The following is an 18,271-nucleotide window of genomic DNA, read 5'->3' as shown; positions in this document are numbered from 1 at the left end:
CCCATGGGGCGGGCGGAGCTGCGGGCCCGCTCAGGGCCCGGGCCAGCTTGCCGCCTGCGCCAGGGCGAAGATCAGGCTTGCTTGGCGGCTTCTCGGTACACGAGCAGCGGCGCCTTGCCATCTTCAATGGTGGACTCATCGAGCACCACCTTTTCCACGTTGTCGGCATTGGGCAATTCGAACATCGTGTCGATCAGCGACTGCTCGAGCAGCGAGCGCAGGCCGCGCGCGCCGGTCTTGCGCGCCAGTGCCTTGCGCGCGATCGCACGCAGGGCCGCCGGACGGATCTCGAGCTCCACGCCCTCCATGGCCAGCAGCTTGGCGTACTGCTTCACCAGCGCGTTCTTCGGCTCGGTGAGGATCTGCACCAGCGCATCCTCGCCCAGTTCGGCCAGCGCCGTCACGACGGGCATGCGGCCCACCAGTTCGGGGATGATGCCGAACTTGATCAGGTCTTCGGGCTCGATTTCCTGGAACATGTCGGAGACCGAGCGCTGCTTCTTGCTCTTGACCACGGCGCCGAAGCCGATGCCCGAGGCTTCGGTGCGGTTCTCGATCACCTTTTCCAGCCCTGCGAACGCGCCGCCGCAGATGAACAGGATGTTGGTGGTGTCAACCTGCAGGAAGTCCTGGTTCGGGTGCTTGCGCCCGCCCTGCGGCGGAATGCTCGCCATCGTGCCTTCGATGAGCTTGAGCAGCGCCTGCTGCACGCCCTCGCCGGAGACATCTCGCGTGATGCTGGGATTGTCCGACTTGCGCGAGATCTTGTCGATCTCGTCGATGTACACGATGCCGCGCTGCGCGCGCTCGACTTCGTAGTTGCAGCTTTGCAGCAGCTTCTGCACGATGTTCTCGACGTCCTCGCCGACGTAGCCGGCTTCGGTCAGCGTGGTTGCATCGGCCATGACGAAGGGAACGTCCAGCATGCGCGCCAGCGTCTGCGCCAGCAGCGTCTTGCCCGAGCCCGTGGGGCCGATCAGCAGGATGTTGCTCTTCGCCAGCTCGACATCATCCTTGCCGGCCTTTTCCTTGTGGCGCAGGCGCTTGTAGTGGTTGTAGACCGCCACCGACAGCGTGCGCTTGGCAACTTCCTGGCCAATCACATAGCTGTCCAGGTTGGCCTTGATCTCGGCGGGTGTCGGCAGGTCGCCGCGCGCATCGGGCTTGTCGTCCGCGGGCTTCTCGTCACGGATGATCTCGTTGCACAGATCAATACACTCGTCGCAGATAAAGACCGACGGACCGGCGATCAGCTTCTTCACTTCATGCTGGCTTTTGCCGCAGAACGTGCAGTAGAGGTTTTTTTCGCTGGAAGTGCCTTTTTTCTCGGCCATGGGGGCGGTGCCTTGTTACAAAAGTGTGGAAAAGGATGATACCTAAATAAAAAGCGGCGCCTCCCGCCAGGGGAAACGCCGCCAGCCGGAGCGAGTGGGCTTCAGGCGCGCTTGCTGATCACCTGGTCGATCAGGCCGTAGTCCTTGGCTTCATCGGCCGACAGGAAGTAGTCACGCTCGGTATCGCGCTGGATCTTCTCCAGCGGCTGGCCGGTCTGCTCCGCGAGGACGCGGTTGAGCTGCTCACGGGTCTTGAGGATCTCACGCGCGTGAATCTCGATTTCCGTGGCCTGGCCCTGCATGCCGCCCAGAGGCTGGTGGATCATGACCTTGGAGTGCGGCAAAGCATAACGCTTGCCCTTTGCCCCTGCCGACAGCAGGAATGCACCCATGCTGGCAGCCATGCCGGTGCACAGCGTCGACACGTCGGGCTTGATGAAATTCATGGTGTCGAAGATCGCCATGCCGGCGCTCACCGAGCCGCCCGGCGAGTTGATGTAGAACGAGATGTCCTTCTCGGGGTTCTCGCTCTCGAGGAACAGCAACTGGGCGACAACCAGGTTGGCAGACTGGTCATTGACCGGGCCGACCAGGAAGATCACGCGCTCCTTGAGCAGGCGTGAGTAAATGTCGTAAGACCGTTCGCCACGACCCGACTGCTCGATCACCATCGGAATCATGCCCAGGCCTTGAGTTTCCAGTGCGCTCATGTTTTCTCCATTCAATGGGGGTACTGTACCCAGAAAAGAAATGGGGCCTGTGCCTAAAAGCACAAGCCCCAAGCTAGGGTTTTCCCGCGAAGCATTCAGCGCTCACGGGAAACAGGGCCCCAGGCTTACGCTTGACCCATCAGTTCGTCGAAGGACACCGACTTGTCGTTGACCTTGGCCTTGCCCAGCACGAACTCGGTGACGTTGTTTTCAACGACCACGGCTTCGACTTCGGCCAGACGCTGGCGGTCGCCGAAGTACCAGCGCACGACTTCTTCAGGCTTCTCGTAGCTGGCAGCCAGCTCTTCGACGTGGGCCTTGAGCTGCTCGGGCGTGGCGTGCAGTTCATTGGCGCGCACCAGCTCGGCCACCACCAGGCCCAGGCGCACGCGGCGCTCGGCTTGGGGACGGAACACGTCCTCGGGGATCTCGGCCTTCTCGGCGTCCTTGATGCCGCGCTGCTTCAGTTCGGCGCGTGCGCCTTCCAGCAGGCGCGCCACTTCGGCTTGCACGCTGGCATTGGGCAGGTCGAGCTCGGCCTTGGCGACCAGGGCGTCCATCACGGCCTGCTTGTTGCGGGCCTGCAGGCGGAACTTGACTTCGCGCTCGAGGTTCTTCTTGATGTCGGCGCGCAGGCCGTCGACGGTGCCGTCGGCGATGCCCAGCGACTTGGCCAGCGCTTCGTTGACTTCGGGCAGGTTGGCGGCTTCGATCTTCTTCAGGGTCACGAGGAAGTCGGCGGTCTTACCGGCCACGTCCTTGCCGTGGTAGTCCTCGGGGAAGGCCAGCGGGAAAGTCTTGCTTTCGCCGGTCTTCATGCCGCGCACGGCGTCTTCGAATTCCTTGAGCATCTGGCCTTCGCCGACCAGGAACTGGAAGTCTTCGGCCTTGCCGCCGGCAAAGGTCTCGCCGTCGATCTTGCCTTCGAAGTCCACCGTGACGCGGTCGCCGTCCGCTGCCGCTTCTTCCTGGGCACGCTGGGCGAAGGTGCGGCGCTGCTTGCGCAGGATGTCGATGGTCTTGTCGATGGCGGCGTCGTCCACTTCGGCCGTCAGCTTGTCGACTTCGGCAGTCGACAGGTCTTCGATCTTGACTTCGGGCAGCACTTCGAACACGGCGTCGAATTGGGCTTCGCCTTCAGGCGCGCCTTCCTTTTCGGTGATGCGGGGCTGGCCGGCGACGCGCAGCTTGGCTTCGCTCACGGCCTGGGCAAAGGCTTCGCCGACCTTGTCGTTCAGCACTTCGTACTGCAGCGAGTAGCCATAGCGCTGGGCCACCACGTTCATCGGCACCTTGCCGGGACGGAAGCCGTCCATCTTCACGGTGCGGGCAACGCGCTTCAGGCGTGCGTCGACTTCGGACTGGATTGCGGACAAAGGCAAGCTGAGCGTGATCTTGCGCTCGAGCTTTTCGAGGGTTTCAACAGTAACGGCCATGGTTCTTCCTAATCAGGGATATGTGGACCGTGCCGGCTGCAGTGCAGCCTGCACCGTGTTCCGCAAAGTCTCACATGGGTGGCGCGCGGAGACACCCGCACGCCAAGAAAATCAATAGCTTAGGCAGCGGGCGTCCAGTCCATGCAGGCTGAAGGCGCGTCGCGCACTAAAAATCGAATCAGCAATTATAGCGAGCCGCCAACCACCCCCGGCGCGAGCCTGCCCGCGGGCTTTGGGGCGCACCTGCGCATGGGCCACGCGCAGTGCAGCGCGCCAAGGTGCGCAGCACAACGGCAGCGCCTGCCACAGGCTGCGGCGTGCAGCGCCGGCCTCATTTTGGAAAATAGTGGCAGTTTGCCAAAAGGCCGCCCATGTTTGGCATACAATAGCGTTCTCGTCGGCGTGTAGCGCAGCCTGGTAGCGCACTTGCATGGGGTGCAAGGGGTCGAAGGTTCGAATCCTTTCTCGCCGACCATTGATTCAAAAAGGACTTGGGGCAAAGCCTCAAGTCCTTTTTTCGTTGGCGCCGCCAACCCATGTATTGCGCGACGCAAAATGTCCGGGTAACCAATTTGCGCGGACAGTCCAGAAGAAATCCCAGAGATTTCCCCTGGGATTTCCCTTCCCCCGCTTCTCTTCCCCGGGGCATGGATAACCCCGCCTCCCACTGCTCATTGAATATCGCCGCCAGCCCCGCGGAGGCCAATCTCCGCAGGTATTTGCTGGCTGAACCAGCAAAGGACCGGGATTATCCCGAATATCGTTTGCCCGCAATGCAAAAGGCGCATTGCAGAAAGACAACGGGGCCTGGAATTATCCCCCTGCCTCCTCCAATGCGCCTGGATGGCCACGAAATTCAACCTTCCGACAATGCTCCGGTTGAATGCTCCATCACTCAGCCATCGCTCTTGCGGCCAGACTGCGAGGACGACGACTTGTCATCGTTCTTGTGGCTCTGGCGCCCGGCCTCGGCATGCTGCTCGCTGGTGCCGCCACGCGTCCCGCTCGAGGAACCCGTGGTGCTGCCTTGCTTGCCGGCATCGGCGTTCTGGATCTTCTTCTTGTCGGTGTACTGATTATGCCCGTGAGGGTTATTGACAGCCATTTTTATCTCCTTGGAAGTTGAGTGCACAGAAGGATCTGCACGGTTAAATTCTATAAACCGCTCCATTTGGATAATGTCGTCAACAACCTACTTTCTTGCCAGACAATAGCTTCAGCCAATGGAAGATTCAAACAGGATTAATGCCCGAAAAAACTGGCAGGGAAAATACCGAGAAAGGCGGATAATGAAAAGGTCCGCTGCCTGGCGGACCTTTGTGCAACAGCATGCCGCGGCATGCATGCGAAAGATGTGGATTACTTGTTCTTGTCCTTGCCGCGCGGCATCACTGTGGTGACGGGAGCCATTGGCCGATCGGAAGGGCTGCCGGTTTTCGGGGGAGAAGTATCCTTTTTGGGTTTCTTGGACATCTTCTCGTTGCGCTGTTCCTTGCCCATAAAGCCTCCTGATGCCGCCTCGAAGCAAGGCGGTAGACCGATGGTAAACGACAACGGGCCGAACCGCCGTAGTGCATGCGGCCGTCGCTGCGGGCAATGGACTACATGCGGAGCGGAAAGCACCGACAACCTTGGGCAGGGGTTGGATCAATCATCTGCCTGCAATGAAGACCATCTTTCTGTCCGACCATAAAGGAATCCTGCATGGCATCGCATGACGCAGCGGTGAAGAAGCCCGTGACATCCTCGCGCCGACTCAAGCAGACCGCCTTCCCGCACAGCCCCGAGGTGCTGCTGCTGGTGGATGTGATCAACCCGCTGGACTTTCCCACGGCCCAGGACATCCTGCCCAGCGCCATGGAGGCCGCAAAGGCCATTGCCAAGCTCAAGGCACGCCATACCAGGCGCGGCATGAGCTGCATCTATGCCAATGACAACTATGGCACCTGGCACAGCGAATTCCGCGACATCCTCGCGGAATGCTGCAAGCTCGAGGGCCCGCGCGGCGAGATGGCGCTCCTGCTGTCGCCAGGTCCCGAAGACCTGGTGATCCTCAAGCCCCAGCATTCGGCCTTCCATTCCACCCCGCTGCAGCACCTGCTGACCAAGATGAAGGCCAAAAAGCTCATCATCGTCGGGCTGGCGGCCGATATGTGTGTGATGCTCACCGCCACCGATGCCCGCATGCTGGGCTATGACGTGTGGGTACCCAAGGACTGCACCGCGGCCGAGTCGGTGCTGCGCAAGGACAATGCGCTGCAGCAGCTGGAGGGGGTGTTCAAGTGTTCGGTGCGGGCCGCGCACCGCAAGCGCAGCTGATCCACCTTCGGTTGCACAGCATAAAAAAAATAGGCTGTTCCCGCGGGGAAACAGCCTATCTTCCAGGAAACTGCCTGCTCGGCGAGAGCCGGCATTTCCATATCGATTGGTGCGCGAGGGGGGACTCGAACCCCCACACCATTGCTGGCGTCAGGACCTAAACCTGGTGCGTCTACCAATTTCGCCACCCGCGCGGTGGGTTGCAGCTATTGCCACGACCCTAGGTCAACCGTGTATCTTACCTGCGTCGCAACCCCATTCAGCCAATCGACGGAAAGTTTTTATGCTTTCTGCCTGGGCCGGCGCACGCGGAAGACGGCCGCGTACATGGCCGGCAGCGCCAGCAGTGTCAGCACGGTGGCCACCAGCAGCCCGCCCATGATGGCCACTGCCATCGGCCCCCAGAATACGCTGCGCGACAGCGGAATCATCGCCAGCACCGCGGCCGCCGCCGTCAGCACGATGGGCCGCAGGCGGCCTACCGTCGCTTCGATGATGGCATTCCAGGCGGGCATGCCGCGCGCGCGGTCGACCTCGATCTGGTCGATCAGGATCACCGAGTTGCGCTGGATCATGCCCATCAGCGCGATCACGCCCAGCAGCGCGACGAAGCCGAAGGGCCGGTCGAGCAGCAGCAGCGCGGCGGCGACGCCGGCAATGCCCATCGGGCCGGTCAGGAACACCAGCAGCGCGCGGCTGAAGCTGTGCAGCTGCAGCATCAACAGCGTGAAGGTGATGAACAGCATGACCGGCAGGCCCGCGGCAATCGAGGATGCGCCCTTGGAGCTCTCCTCCACCGCGCCCGCGACCTCGATGCGATAGGCGTTGGCGCCCTCGGCATGCCAGCGCTGCTCGACCTCACGCAGTGCGGGCAGCAGCGCCTCGGTCACGGTGGCGCCCTGCAGCCCCTCGCGCACATCGCCCTGCACCGTGATCGCGTAGCTGCGGCCTTCGCGCCAGAGCACGCCCGGCTCCCAGGCCAGCACCGGCCGCGCGATCTGCGTCAGCGGGATCGAGCTGCCCGAGGCGGTGCGCAGATAGGCGTTGCCCAGGTCGGTGATGGCATCGCGCTCGTTCAGCGGCGGACGCAGCACGATGTCGATAAGCCGGTCGCCTTCGCGATATTGGCCGACCGTGGCCCCGCTGAGCATGACATTGGCGGCCTGGGCGATGGACTGGCTGCTCACGCCCAGGGCCCGCGCCTTGTCTTGGTCCACCTCCAGGCGCAGGGCCTTGACCGACTCGTTCCAGTTGTCGTTGACACCGCGCATGTCGGCATTGCCCTGCAACAGCTTCTTGACCTCGTCGGCGCGCGCGCGCAGCGCCGTGGGGTCGGGCCCCACCACGCGGAACTGCACCGGATAGGGCACCGGCGGCCCGGAGGACAGCAGCGTGACGCGGCCGCGCGCCTGCGGAAAGTCCCGCGCCAGCATCTGCGGCAACTGGCGGCGCAAGCGCTCGCGGGCTTGCAGCGACTCGGCCACAACAATGAATTGCGAGACGTTGCTCTGCGGAAACACCTGGTCCAGCGGCAGGTAGAAGCGCGGCACGCCCGAACCCAGCCAGGCCGTGACGCTCTCCACGCCAGGCTCGGCCAGCAGGCGCTTTTCCGCGGCCTCGGCGGTCTGCGCATTGGCGGCAAAGGAGGTGCCTTCGGGGAACCACAGGTCGACCATGATCTCCATGCGCGTCGAGTCCGGGAAGAACTGCTGCTGCACGCGCGTCATGCCGAACAGGCCGAGCACCAGCACCAGCAACGTGGCGCCGATGGTCATCCAGCGGTGCTCGATGCACCAGTCCACGGTGCGCCGGAAACGGTCGTAGAACGGGCCGTCGAACACTTCATGCGGGCCCTGCGCGCCCGGCGCGGGTTCGTCCCGCGCATGCGGCGGGCGCTTGAGCAGCAGCAGGCCCAGGTACGGCACGAAGAACACCGAGGCCAGCCAGCTCAGCAGCAGCGCCACCACCGTGACCGCGAAGATGGCAAAGGTGTATTCGCCGGTCATCGACTTGGCCAGGCCGATGGGCAGGAAGCCCGCGGCCGTGATCAGCGTGCCGGTCAGCATCGGCATGGCGGTGATCTCGTAGGCAAAGGTGGCGGCGCGCAGCTTGTCGTAGCCCTCCTCCATCTTGCGCACCATCATCTCGACGGCAATGATCGCGTCGTCGACCAGCAGTCCCAGCGCAATGATCAGCGAGCCCAGCGAGATCTTGTGCAGCCCGATGTCCCAGTACCACATCGCCAGGAAGGTGGCGGCCAGCACCAGCGGAATGGTGATGCCCACCACCAGCCCGGGGCGCGGGTCGATGTACCAGCGCCGCCACCAGCGCTGCTCGCCGGTGCGCTTGTGCATGCCCAGGCTGATGAAGCTCACCGCCAGCACGACCACCACGGCCTCGATGAGCACCTTGATGAATTCGTTGACCGAGCTGGACACGGCACGCGGCTGGTCCTGCACGTTGACCAGCTGCATGCCCGCGGGCAGCGTGTTGCCCAGCCGAGCGCTGACCGCATGCAGGGTCTCGCCCAGTCGGATGATGTCGCCGCCCCGGGTCATGGCCACGCCCAGCGCGATCGAGTCCTGCCCCTGGTGGCGCACCTTGACGCTCGGCGGATCGACATAGCCGCGGCGGATCTCGGCGATGTCGCCCAGGCGCAGCTGCGCGCCGGAGGCGCCGCGGATCGGCATGGCGCGCAGGTCCTCCACGGCGTTGAAGGCGCCGGCCACGCGCACCTGCACCTGCTCGTCGCCCGCCTGCACCACCCCGGCGCTCTGCAATGCGTTCTGCTGGTCGAGCTGCGCCAGCACCTGGTTCATGTCCAGGCCCAGCTGCGCCAAGCGCAGCTGCGACAGCTCGATGTAGAGCTTCTCGTCCTGCACGCCAAACAGCTCGACCTTGGCCACGTCGGGCACGCGCAGCAGTTGCTGGCGCACGTCGTCGGCCACATCCTTGAGCTCGGCATAGCTGAAGCCCTGGCCCTGCAGCGCGTAGATCACGCCATAGACATCGCCGAAATCGTCGTTGAAGAACGGCCCCTGCACGCCCTGCGGCAGGGTGTAGCGCATGTCGCCGATCTTCTTGCGCACCGTGTACCAGAGCTGGGAGACCTCGCCCGGCTTGGAGCTGTCCTTGAGCTGGAAGATGATCTGCGACTCGCCGGGCTTGGAATAGCTGCGGATCTTGTCGGCATAGGGCACCTCCTGCAGCGTGCGTTCGAGCTTGTCCGTCACCTGCTCGGCCACCTGCTGCGCGGTGGCGCCGGGCCAGTAGGTGCGCACCACCATGGCGCGGAAGGTGAAGGGCGGGTCTTCGTCCTGTCCCAGCTGGAAATAGGCGGCAAAGCCCAGCAGCACGATGGACACCAGCAGGTAGCGCGTGAGCGCGATGTGCTCGAGCGCCCAGCGCGACAGGTTGAAGCCGGGTTGGGGCTGTACGGGATTCATGGCGGACTCAGCGGGTGGCGGGGATGGGCTGTGGTGCGGCATCGGCAGGACGCGCCGTCTCGCCAACGCCCTGGTACACCGTCACCTTCTGGCCCGGCGACAGCACATGCCCGCCGGTCGCCACCACGCGCATGCCTGGTGCCAGCCCCTGGGTGATGACCACTTCATTGCCGTCGGCGCTGCCCATGGTCACCGGCTGCAGCCGCACGCTGCTGGAATCCGCGTCGAATATCCAGACCGCCGAGCCGCCACCGTGCTGCTGCAACGCCGTGGTCGGAAGCTTGATCACCGGCTGGCTGGCGGCGCCCAGGCCTTCGGGGCGCGCATGCACCGTGGCGCCCAGCGCCGGCAGCGCCTGGCCCGGCGTGCGCTCCAGCGCCACCTTGACGAGATAGGTGCGCGTGACGGGGTCGGCGCTGGCCGCCACCTCGCGCACGCGGCCGGCATAGCGCTGGTCCCCGGCCCAGGTGCGCACCGCCACCGCCTGGCCGGGACGCATGCGCGCCACCTTGTCCTCGGGCACCGAGAACACCACATCGCGTTCCCCGTCCTGGGCGATGCGCACGACCGGCGTGCCGGCGGCGACCACCTGGCCGGGTTCGGCATCGATGCTTGTGACCACGCCCGCGACATCGGCGATCAAGCGCGTGTAATCGGCCTGCAGCGACTGGCCCGCGGCCTGCGCGCGCGCCTGGTCGAGGCTGGCCTGGGCCGATTTCAGCGTGGCTTCGCGGCGCTCGAGCTCGGCGCCGCTGATGAAGTTCTGCGCCCGCAGCGTCCGGTAGCGCTGCAGGTCGGCGGCCGCGAGATCGCGCTGCGTGGTGGCTGCCGTGACCTGCGCGCGGCTGGCCTCGGCCGCCAGCCGGTAATCCTGTGCATCGAGCTGCGCCAGCAACTGACCTGCAGTGACCTGTTGACCCAGTTCCACCTGGCGCGAGACCAGCTTGCCCGCCACGCGAAAGCCCAGCCGCGACTCGATGCGCGCGCGCACTTCGCCCGCATACTCCAGCTGCGCATCCACCGCGCCCACGCCGACCTCCAGCAGCTTCACCGAACGCACCGGTTCGGGGGCGGGTTCGGGGCGTGAACAGGCGGCCAGGCTACAGGCCAGCATCACTGCGTACAGGGCCCCAAGGGAGCGGGAAAGAGACATGGAGGGCATGCGGTGCTCTGAAAGAGGGGATCACGCCAGCGCGCGAACATGGCAAAAGGCTGGTCCAGCGCCTGGCTGGCGCGGACCGACCTAATGACTGAGGGGTTAGTAATTATCAAAGGCCATGCCGGGTTGTCAAGCGACAATGGCGGCGTGAAACCGCCCTCCCCGCCCTCCCCCGACACCGCACTGGCGACGCCCGCACCCACGATGGCGGCGCCCGTCACGCATTACGAGAATTTTCCCGTCGCCTCGCTGCTGTGCCCGCCGCACCTGCGCCAGCCCATTGCCGCCATCTACGGCTTTGCGCGTACCGCCGACGACATTGCCGATGAAGGCGATGCCACCCCCGCCGAGCGCCTGGCCGCGCTCGATGCCTATCGCGAAGAACTGCGGTCCGTGGCCGCGGGCCATGCACCCGGCACGCACCGGGCCGCGGTGTTCGGGCCGCTGCAGGTGGCCATCGTGCAGCATGGGTTGCCAACTCCATTGCTCGAAGACCTGCTCAGCGCCTTTTCGCAGGACGTGCGCAAGACCGCCGCCGGTGAAAGCTATGCCGATCGCGCGGAGCTGCTGGACTACTGCCGCCGCTCGGCCAATCCCGTCGGGCGCCTGCTGCTGCACCTCTACGGCGTGCACGATGCACAGGCGCTGGCGCAAAGCGATGCCATCTGCAGCGCGCTGCAGCTGATCAACTTCTGGCAGGACCTGAGCATCGACATCCCGCGCGGGCGCCATTACCTCAGCGATGCCGACTGCGCGCGCCATGGCGTCACGCGCGCCCAGCTGGCCACGCTCCAGAGCACGCCGGCCACGCGGCAGCTGATTGCCGGCAACGCGCGCTGGGCGCGCGAATGCATGCTGCAGGGCCTGCCGCTGGTGCACCGGCTGCCCGGACGCGCGGGGTGGGAGCTGCGCCTGGTCGTGCAGGGCGGGCTGCGCATTCTCGACAAGGTCGATGCGCTGCAGGGCGCCAGCCTGCACACCCGCCCGCGCCTGGGCAAGGCCGACTGGCTGCGGATGCTGGGACGGAGCCTGCGCATGTAGCCTCGGCGAATGCCCTGCACGCCCCGCGGCTTGCCGGCGCTGGCGCACAATGCCGAGCTTGCCAGCGCTTCCCGCGTATGCGCGCCCGGCCTCGTGCCGCCCGCCACTTTCCCTGCCCATCCATGCCTTTTTCCTCTCTTGGCCTTTCCCCGGCCCTTGCCCGCGCCGCCCGTGAACTGGGCTTCGAGCAGCCCACGCCGATCCAGCAGCAGGCCATTCCCGCCATCGTGCAGGGCCGCGATGTCTGGGCCTCGGCACGCACGGGCTCAGGCAAGACCGCGGCCTTTGCGCTGCCCGCGCTGCTGCAGCACCAGAACCTCGCGCTCGGCCAGCCCGGGCGCGGCGCGCGCAGCGTCCACACGCTGGTGGTGGTGCCCACGCGCGAACTCGCGGCCCAGGTCGGCGAGGTGCTGCGCAGCCTGGGCCGGCACCTGCCCCAGCCGCCGAAGATCGCGGTGGTGTTCGGCGGCGTTTCCGTCAACCCGCAGATGATGGCGCTGCGCGGCGGCGCCGACATCGTCGTGGCCACGCCTGGCCGGCTGCTGGACCTGGTGGAGCAGCGCGCGCTGCGCCTGTCGCAGGTGCAGTTGCTGGTGCTCGATGAAGCCGACCGGCTGCTGGACCTGGGCTTTGCCGACGAGCTGCAGCGCACGCTGGCGCTGCTGCCCAGGCAGCGCCAGACGCTGTTCTTCTCGGCCACCTATCCGCAGGCGGTCGAGGCGCTGGCGCAAAGCCTGCTGCACGACCCCCTGCGCGTGGAGATCGCCACCGACGCCAGCGAAAGCCAGGCCATCATCGAGCAGCGCGCCATTGCCGTGGACAGCACGCGGCGCACGCAGCTGCTGCGCCAGATGCTGCAGGACCCGGCCTGGACGCGCGTGCTGGTGTTCGTGGCCACCAAGCATACGGCCAATGTGGTGGCCGAGAAGCTCTACAAGAACGGCATCTATGCCACGCCCTTCCATGGCGAGCTGAGCCAGGGTGCACGCCAGCAGGTGCTCGATGAATTCAAGGAAGAGCGCTGGCAGGTGGTCGTGACCACCGATCTCGCGGCGCGCGGCATCGACATCGCGCAGCTGCCGGTGGTGGTGAACTACGACCTGCCGCGCTCGGCCGTCGATTACGTGCACCGCATTGGCCGCACTGGCCGCGCCGGCGACAGCGGACTGGCGGTGAGCTTCGTCACGCCGGCCAGCGAAGCCCACTGGCAGCTGATCGAGAAGCGCCAGCATCTGGCGCTGCCGCGCGAGATCATTGCCGGATTCGAGCCTCTCGAAGAGGTGCCGGCTGCGGTGCCGGGGGCGGCGGATGGGAATGGCGGGGTAAAGGGGAAGCGGCCGAGCAAGAAGGACAAGTTGCGGGCGGCAGCGGCTGCGGCAGAGAAGCAGCAGGGGCAAGCTTGAGTCGGGCCGTTCATCCTTCGACAAGCTCAGGACGAAGGTAAAAACCGTTCGCCCTGAGCTTGTCGAAGGGTGACGGCACCGCAACCTTAACTTCAGCCTCCTCAAAGCCCCCGCCGCACTCATGGGACAATCCCCCAATATGAACCCGGCCCAGTACGTCCAAGAAAAAGCCGCCGCCTCGGGCAGCAGCTTTTATTACGCCTTTCTTTTCCTGCCCCCGCAGCGCCGCGCAGCCATCACCGCGTTCTATGCGTTTTGCCGCGAGATCGACGATGTCGTCGACGAGGTCAGCGACCCGGGCCTGGCCGCCACCAAGCTGGCCTGGTGGCGCGGCGAGGTCGGCAAGTCCTTTGCCGGACAGCCCTCGCACCCGGCAATGCAGGCGCTGATGCCCGGCTGCGCGGAATACGGCATCCAGGAGTCGCATCTGCTGGCGGTGATCGAAGGCTGCCAGATGGACCTGGACCAGACCCGCTATCTCGACTACGCCGGCCTGCAGCGCTACTGCCATCTGGTGGCGGGCGTGGTGGGCGAAGTCTCGGCACGCATCTTCGGCCAGACGGACGATGCCACCACGGCCTATGCGCACAGGCTGGGCCAGGCGCTGCAGCTCACCAACATCATCCGCGACGTGGGCGAAGACGCGCTGCGCGGGCGCATCTACCTGCCGGTGAGCGAGCTGCAGCAGTTCGACGTCAAGGCGCACGAAATCCTCAAGCGCCAGTATTCCGAACGTTTCACGGCGCTGATGCGCTTTCAGGCCGAGCGCGCGCACCGCCTCTACGACGAAGCGCTGGCCCTGCTGCCCGAGGCCGACCGGCGCGCACAGAAGCCCGGCCTGATGATGGCCAGCATCTACCGCACGCTGCTGCGCGAGATCGAGCATGACGACTTCCAGGTGCTGCACCAGCGCATCAAGCTCACGCCGCTGCGCAAGTTCTGGCTGGCCTGGAAGATGCAGGCGCTGGGCCGCATGTGAGCGCGCGCGTTGCCGTCGTTGGCGGCGGCTGGGCTGGCATGGCCGCGGCCGTGACGCTGGCAAAGGCCGGCCGCAAGGTCACGGTCCACGAGGCCGCGCGCCACTGGGGCGGTCGCGCCAGGGCCCTGCAGCTGGACACACCCGAGGGCCCGATCACGCTGGACAACGGCCAGCATATCCTGATCGGCGCCTACACCGACAGCCTGGCGCTGATGCGCAGCGTCGGCGTGGACGTGGAGCGTGCGCTGCTGCGCCTGCCGATGGCGCTGCGCCATGCCGATGGCACGGGCCTGGCTTTTCCCGATCTGGCGCCGCCCTTCGATGCGCTGGCCGGCATCCTGGGCGCGCGCGGCTGGCGCTGGCGCGAGCGGCTGGTGCTGCTGGCCTGGGCCACGCGCTGGCGCCTGCGCGGCTTTCGCTGCGACGCGCAGGCCAGCGTGGCCGATCTGTGTGCATCGCTGCCGCCCAGGCTGATGGCCGAGTTCATCGAGCCGCTGTGCGTTTCCGCGCTCAACACCCCACCGGAGCAATCCAGCGGGGCGGTATTCCTGCGCGTGCTGCGCGACGCGCTGTTCAGCGGCCGGGGCGGCTCGAACTTCCTGCTGCCCACCTGCGATCTGGGAAGGCTTTTTCCCGCGACCGCCGCTGCCTGGCTGCAGGCGCGTGCACATGACTTGCGCCTTGGCTCGCGCGTGGCGCAATTGCAGGCCCAGCCGGATGGCTGGGTGGTGGATGGCGAGCGCTTCGACGCGGTGCTGCTGGCCACGCCCAGTGCCGAAGCCGCACGGCTGGCGGGGCAAGCCGCCGATACCCTGGCCGACATGCAGTGCGCCGCCGCATTGCGCCAATGGTCGGCCGGTGCCGCAGGGCTGGCGCATACCGCCATTGCCACGGTCTATGCGCGCACCGCGGAACCCGCGCAGCGCCTGGCGCCCGCGCTGCCCCTGCTGGCGCTTCGCTCCGGGCCCGGGGCGCCAGCGCAGTTCGTTTTCGACAGAGGCCACCTGGGCGGGCCCGCGGGGCTGATGGCCTTCGTGGTCAGCGCCAGTGCCCAGTCGCGTGCCGACACCGAAACCCAGGTGCTGGCCCAGGCCGCGCGCGCACTGGGCTGGCACGGCATGCAGGCGCTCGCCACGGTGATCGACAAGCGCGCCACCTTTGCCTGCACGCCGGGCCTGCAGCGCCCGGGCCAGGCGCTGGCGCCAGGCCTGTGGGCCTGCGGTGATTATGTCGACGGCCCCTACCCTGCCACGCTGGAAGGCGCGGTCAAAAGCGGCATGGCCGCGGCACGCGCACTGGGCGCCGCGACTACCGCGTGAGGTTCAGCGCCTCGCCAGCGATGGAGGCACTGGCGGCACTGGCGGCCCTGGCACGGGTCCAGCGCAGCAGCCGTTGCAGGCCGTATGATGCCATGCACCACAGCGCGGCCCAGAGCAGCACCAGCAGCACGGCAATGAAGGCAAAGATGTCGGGTGCCTTCATCAGCGTCGTCATGAGCGAATCCTGGTAATGGAAATACCACTGGTGGCCGGCGGGAAAGACCTGGGTATGGAGCCAGTAGAACAGCTTCTCCGGGCCCGCGAGCAGCACCATCGTGGTCAGCAGGCCCACGCCGGCAAGCCAGCCCTGCACTGTCGTGCGCGGCGCGGGCAACCGCAGCCGCCGGCGGTAGACCACGGCCAGCAGAACCAGCCATGCCAGGAAAGCCGCGATGCCGACACGGTAGAACCCATCGATGAGGTCGGCCACATCCTCCAGATGCATGATCTCCGCGGCATGCATCAGCGCCTGCGGCTGGCCGTCGGGCAACAGGTAGCTGATCTGCTCCAGGCCCTTGCCGCCGGACTGCACGGCGGCGGTGATCTCGCCGAACAGGCGCCAATGCTCCTGGGCGGAAGTGAACTCGAAATCCGCGCGGTAACGGTTGAGCGGGGCATAGCGGGCAATGGTCTCGCCGATACCCACCCAACGGTAGCCGATGGGATAGGCAAAGCTCCACTGCGCCAGCAGATGCCAGGCCAGCAAGGCCAGCGCCAGCATCTGGCAGACGTAAAACAGCGTCCAGAAAAGCAGACGTTTCATCATATTGACGCTTCCACAGCGGCGCATCGGAGTTGGATGCATGCGAACGGGCCTGGCGCCTGCGGGACATCGATGCCATACCCGTCGGCGCGCGCAGCGCCGCCCTAGTGTAGCGAGGTCAAACTGGATGGGTGACCGGCGTTTGCAGGTGCATGTGCGGCCTTGCGCGCATCAGCGCTGCACGAAGCGGCGCGCCATCACCAGCGCCGCCACGGCTGCCACCGCAGCCACTGCCGCGCCCGCCACGCCCACGCTGGCCACGCCCCACCAGGAGATGCTGGCGCCCCCCAGCACCGCGCCCAGCGCAATGCCGCCATTGGCCGCGGAGACGTTGATGGTTCCTGCCAGCGCCTGGGCCTGGGGCGCCGATTTCATCACGCGGATCTGGCAAATCGGATAGAGCGCCGTGTTGGCAATGCCCCAGATCGCCAATGCCAGCACCAGGCCGGCATGCTGGCGCGCCAGCACCACGGTTGCCAGCATGCCCAGCGCCAGCAGCGCGCTGAACGCGGCGGTAGCCGCCAGCGGTTTTCGATCGACCCAGATCCCGCCCAGCCAGTTGCCCAGCAGGCCCACCGCGCCGAAGCCCATCAGCCACCAGCCGACCTGCGCCGCGGGCACCAGGGCCTGCTTTTCCAGCAACTCGGCCAGATAGGTGTAGCCCGTGAACATGGCCGTGAACACCGCCACCGACAGCAGCACATGGGCGACGAACGCGGGGTCGCGCAGGATACGTGCCTGCTGCGCCAGGCTCACGCGCTGGCTGCCCGGCAGCGCCGGCATGAAGCATTGCAGCAGCACTGCGACCAGCAGTGAAAGCATGGCCAGCGCCCAGAACGCGCCGCGCCAGCCAATGGCGTCGCCTGCAATCGTGCCCAGCGGAATGCCCAGCAGCATGGCGGCGGAGATGCCCAGGTACACCGTGGCCACCGCCCGGCCCGCACGCTTGGGCCCGGCCAGCTGCGCCGCGGTTTCGCTGGCGGTGCCCCAGAACACCGGCAAAGCCAGCGCGGGGACGATGCGCGCCAGCGCCAGCACCCAGAAGTTCGGCGCCAGGGCCGCCAGCGCATTGGAGGCGGCAAACAGTGCCAGCACGCCAAGGAACAGGCGCTTGCGCTCCACGTGCGCCAGCCGCGCGGTCAGCGGGGGGCCGAAAACCATCACCACGACGGCAAACAGCGTCACCAGCTGGCCCGCGGTCGATACGGAAATCGACAGGTCGCGCGCCAGCGCCGGCAGCAGGCCGACCATCAGGAATTCGGTGGTGACGATCACAAAGGCGGCAATCGCCAGGATCATGGTGGATATCCGGCTGCCTGGGGGCTGGCCGGCGGCTACGGAGGAAGAAGAAGACATATGCAGGATCGCGAAAAGCAAACCCGAAAGCTTATTGACTCCTCAGCTTCCTATGTTGGATGATTTTTCCAAAGACTTCATCCAGAATTTCCACAATCTACACGTGTAGTGTTTTGCCAAGATGCGCCAGCAGCGCATCGACCTTGGGCAGCAGTTGCCGGCTGCGCTGCCACAGCAGATAAAGCGGCAGGCCGTCGGCGGCAAACGAGGGCAGTACGTGCACGAGTTCGCCACGTGCGATCCGGTCGCCCACCAGCCAGGTGGAGATCTGCGCCACGCCCAGGCCCTGCACCACGGCGTCCACCCAAGCCTGCGCATTGCCGATCTCCAGCCGCGCCCGGGGCTGCAAGTGCTCGACCGGCGCGTTGCCACGCTGGATCAGCCATGGCCCAGGGGAACCATCGGCGCGGCGGTAAAGCACGCCCTCGACCTGCGCCAAAGCCGCCAGATCATCGGCGAGCGGTCCCACGCGCTCCAGGTAGCCGGGCGCGCAGCAGAAGATCCGCCGTTCCTGGCCGAGAAAGCGGTGACCGATGGGCGCGGGCCAGGCATCGCTGCCACCGATGCGCACCGCCACGTCGATGCCGTCCTCCACCAGATCGACGAAGCGGTCGGTGAACGAGACCTGCGGCTGCACGCCGGGATAGGCCTGCATGAACTCAAACAGCAGCGGCATCACATGCAGCTGCCCATAGGTCGCAGGCAGATCGATGCGCAGCCGGCCCACGGGCACACTGCCCTCGGCCTGCAGCACATGCTCGGCCTCTTCCAGCTCCCCCAGCACGCGCTGGCAGGTACGGTGGAAGGCGTGTCCCGCATCGGTCAGCGCCAGCCGCCGCGTGGTGCGCTCGAAAAGCCGCACGCCCAGGCGTGCCTCGAGGCGCGCGATGGCCTTGCCCACCGCCGAGTTGCTCAGATTCAGGCGCTCGCCGGCGGCGGTGAAGCTGCCGGCATCGACGACAGCGACAAACACATCGATGCCTTTGAGGCGCTCGGAGGAGTACAT

The 18,271-nt window shown here is 66.2% G+C and carries 15 protein-coding genes and 2 tRNA genes; 6 read left to right on the top strand and 11 right to left on the bottom strand.

What is annotated here, in order from left to right; genetic code table 11:
- Window positions 1-71: 71 nt before the first annotated feature.
- The 3 genes from clpX to tig all read right to left on the bottom strand — a co-directional run bounded on the left by clpX (window position 72) and on the right by tig (window position 3,480).
- On the bottom strand, window positions 72-1,334 hold the full coding sequence (gene clpX, locus M9799_RS14075) for an ATP-dependent Clp protease ATP-binding subunit ClpX (protein WP_231044520.1): 1,263 nt from the start codon (window positions 1,332-1,334) through the stop codon (window positions 72-74).
- Window positions 1,335-1,435: 101 nt separating this feature from the next.
- Complete coding sequence (gene clpP / locus M9799_RS14070; RefSeq protein ID WP_304505210.1) at window positions 1,436-2,044, bottom strand: ATP-dependent Clp endopeptidase proteolytic subunit ClpP; 609 nt, start codon at window positions 2,042-2,044, stop codon at window positions 1,436-1,438.
- A 125-nt stretch (window positions 2,045-2,169) separates the two neighbouring features.
- Window positions 2,170-3,480, bottom strand: a complete 1,311-nt coding sequence (gene tig / locus M9799_RS14065; protein ID WP_231044519.1) for a trigger factor — start codon at window positions 3,478-3,480, stop codon at window positions 2,170-2,172.
- A 398-nt stretch (window positions 3,481-3,878) separates the two neighbouring features.
- On the opposite strand from tig, the gene M9799_RS14060 reads away from it, so the two are divergent.
- Window positions 3,879-3,955, top strand: a tRNA-Pro gene (locus tag M9799_RS14060).
- A 420-nt stretch (window positions 3,956-4,375) separates the two neighbouring features.
- Here the strand turns inward: M9799_RS14060 and M9799_RS14055 are convergent.
- Window positions 4,376-4,585, bottom strand: coding sequence for a hypothetical protein (locus M9799_RS14055; protein WP_231044517.1), 210 nt, complete (start codon window positions 4,583-4,585; stop codon window positions 4,376-4,378).
- Window positions 4,586-4,839: 254 nt separating this feature from the next.
- The gene (locus M9799_RS14050) at window positions 4,840-4,980 is read right to left on the bottom strand and encodes a hypothetical protein (protein ID WP_231044516.1); all 141 of its coding nucleotides are present in this window, start codon (window positions 4,978-4,980) and stop codon (window positions 4,840-4,842) included.
- A 204-nt stretch (window positions 4,981-5,184) separates the two neighbouring features.
- Here M9799_RS14050 and M9799_RS14045 point away from each other — a divergent pair, with 204 nt between their 5' ends.
- Window positions 5,185-5,799, top strand: a complete 615-nt coding sequence (locus M9799_RS14045; RefSeq protein WP_231044515.1) for a cysteine hydrolase family protein — start codon at window positions 5,185-5,187, stop codon at window positions 5,797-5,799.
- 107 nt (window positions 5,800-5,906) lie between these two features.
- On the opposite strand, the gene M9799_RS14040 is transcribed toward M9799_RS14045, so the two are convergent.
- The 3 genes from M9799_RS14040 to M9799_RS14030 all read right to left on the bottom strand — a co-directional run bounded on the left by M9799_RS14040 (window position 5,907) and on the right by M9799_RS14030 (window position 10,359).
- Window positions 5,907-5,993: transfer RNA gene (locus M9799_RS14040), tRNA-Leu, on the bottom strand.
- An 87-nt stretch (window positions 5,994-6,080) separates the two neighbouring features.
- Window positions 6,081-9,245, bottom strand: coding sequence for an efflux RND transporter permease subunit (locus tag M9799_RS14035; protein WP_231044514.1), 3,165 nt, complete (start codon window positions 9,243-9,245; stop codon window positions 6,081-6,083).
- A 7-nt stretch (window positions 9,246-9,252) separates the two neighbouring features.
- Complete coding sequence (locus M9799_RS14030; RefSeq protein WP_263725515.1) at window positions 9,253-10,359, bottom strand: efflux RND transporter periplasmic adaptor subunit; 1,107 nt, start codon at window positions 10,357-10,359, stop codon at window positions 9,253-9,255.
- Between the two features lie 249 nt (window positions 10,360-10,608).
- On the opposite strand from M9799_RS14030, the gene hpnC reads away from it, so the two are divergent.
- The 4 genes from hpnC to hpnE all read left to right on the top strand — a co-directional run bounded on the left by hpnC (window position 10,609) and on the right by hpnE (window position 15,146).
- On the top strand, window positions 10,609-11,445 hold the full coding sequence (gene hpnC, locus M9799_RS14025; RefSeq protein ID WP_231044734.1) for a squalene synthase HpnC: 837 nt from the start codon (window positions 10,609-10,611) through the stop codon (window positions 11,443-11,445).
- Window positions 11,446-11,567: 122 nt separating this feature from the next.
- Window positions 11,568-12,848, top strand: coding sequence for a DEAD/DEAH box helicase (locus M9799_RS14020; RefSeq protein WP_231044512.1), 1,281 nt, complete (start codon window positions 11,568-11,570; stop codon window positions 12,846-12,848).
- Window positions 12,849-12,987: 139 nt separating this feature from the next.
- On the top strand, window positions 12,988-13,827 hold the full coding sequence (gene hpnD, locus M9799_RS14015) for a presqualene diphosphate synthase HpnD (RefSeq protein WP_231044733.1): 840 nt from the start codon (window positions 12,988-12,990) through the stop codon (window positions 13,825-13,827).
- Between the two features lie 38 nt (window positions 13,828-13,865).
- Window positions 13,866-15,146, top strand: a complete 1,281-nt coding sequence (hpnE, locus tag M9799_RS14010) for a hydroxysqualene dehydroxylase HpnE (protein WP_422692661.1) — start codon at window positions 13,866-13,868, stop codon at window positions 15,144-15,146.
- Here hpnE and M9799_RS14005 read toward each other — a convergent pair.
- The 3 genes from M9799_RS14005 to M9799_RS13995 form a co-directional block, all read right to left on the bottom strand.
- A complete protein-coding gene (locus tag M9799_RS14005) occupies window positions 15,136-15,909 on the bottom strand; it encodes a lipoprotein intramolecular transacylase Lit (protein WP_231044511.1) in 774 nt (257 codons plus the stop codon). The genes hpnE and M9799_RS14005 overlap by 11 nt on opposite strands.
- 171 nt (window positions 15,910-16,080) lie before the next feature.
- Window positions 16,081-17,265 (bottom strand): MFS transporter, encoded by a 1,185-nt coding sequence (locus M9799_RS14000; protein WP_231044510.1) that lies wholly within the window; start codon window positions 17,263-17,265, stop codon window positions 16,081-16,083.
- A 97-nt stretch (window positions 17,266-17,362) separates the two neighbouring features.
- Window positions 17,363-18,271 (bottom strand): LysR family transcriptional regulator, encoded by a 909-nt coding sequence (locus M9799_RS13995; protein ID WP_231044509.1) that lies wholly within the window; start codon window positions 18,269-18,271, stop codon window positions 17,363-17,365.

The organism is Comamonas endophytica (assembly GCF_023634805.2).
Classification (GTDB): Bacteria; Pseudomonadota; Gammaproteobacteria; order Burkholderiales; family Burkholderiaceae_C; genus Comamonas; species Comamonas endophytica.
The sequence above is the reverse complement of the archived record's forward strand: the minus strand, read 5'-3'. Positions and strand labels throughout refer to the sequence as shown.

Bases quoted from the DNA above. Each gene is read 5' to 3' on its own strand.
- clpX (WP_231044520.1), bottom strand. From the start codon at position 1,334: ATGGCCGAGAAAAAAGGCACTTCCAGCGAAAAAAACCTCTACTGCACG.
- clpP (WP_304505210.1), bottom strand. From the start codon at position 2,044: ATGAGCGCACTGGAAACTCAAGGCCTGGGCATGATTCCGATGGTGATC.
- tig (WP_231044519.1), bottom strand. From the start codon at position 3,480: ATGGCCGTTACTGTTGAAACCCTCGAAAAGCTCGAGCGCAAGATCACG.
- M9799_RS14055 (WP_231044517.1), bottom strand. From the start codon at position 4,585: ATGGCTGTCAATAACCCTCACGGGCATAATCAGTACACCGACAAGAAG.
- M9799_RS14050 (WP_231044516.1), bottom strand. From the start codon at position 4,980: ATGGGCAAGGAACAGCGCAACGAGAAGATGTCCAAGAAACCCAAAAAG.
- M9799_RS14045 (WP_231044515.1), top strand. From the start codon at position 5,185: ATGGCATCGCATGACGCAGCGGTGAAGAAGCCCGTGACATCCTCGCGC.
- M9799_RS14035 (WP_231044514.1), bottom strand. From the start codon at position 9,245: ATGAATCCCGTACAGCCCCAACCCGGCTTCAACCTGTCGCGCTGGGCG.
- M9799_RS14030 (WP_263725515.1), bottom strand. From the start codon at position 10,359: ATGCTGGCCTGTAGCCTGGCCGCCTGTTCACGCCCCGAACCCGCCCCC.
- hpnC (WP_231044734.1), top strand. From the start codon at position 10,609: ATGGCGGCGCCCGTCACGCATTACGAGAATTTTCCCGTCGCCTCGCTG.
- M9799_RS14020 (WP_231044512.1), top strand. From the start codon at position 11,568: ATGCCTTTTTCCTCTCTTGGCCTTTCCCCGGCCCTTGCCCGCGCCGCC.
- hpnD (WP_231044733.1), top strand. From the start codon at position 12,988: ATGAACCCGGCCCAGTACGTCCAAGAAAAAGCCGCCGCCTCGGGCAGC.
- hpnE (WP_422692661.1), top strand. From the start codon at position 13,866: ATGGCCGCGGCCGTGACGCTGGCAAAGGCCGGCCGCAAGGTCACGGTC.
- M9799_RS14005 (WP_231044511.1), bottom strand. From the start codon at position 15,909: ATGAAACGTCTGCTTTTCTGGACGCTGTTTTACGTCTGCCAGATGCTG.
- M9799_RS14000 (WP_231044510.1), bottom strand. From the start codon at position 17,265: ATGTCTTCTTCTTCCTCCGTAGCCGCCGGCCAGCCCCCAGGCAGCCGG.
- M9799_RS13995 (WP_231044509.1), bottom strand. From the start codon at position 18,271: ATGTACTCCTCCGAGCGCCTCAAAGGCATCGATGTGTTTGTCGCTGTC.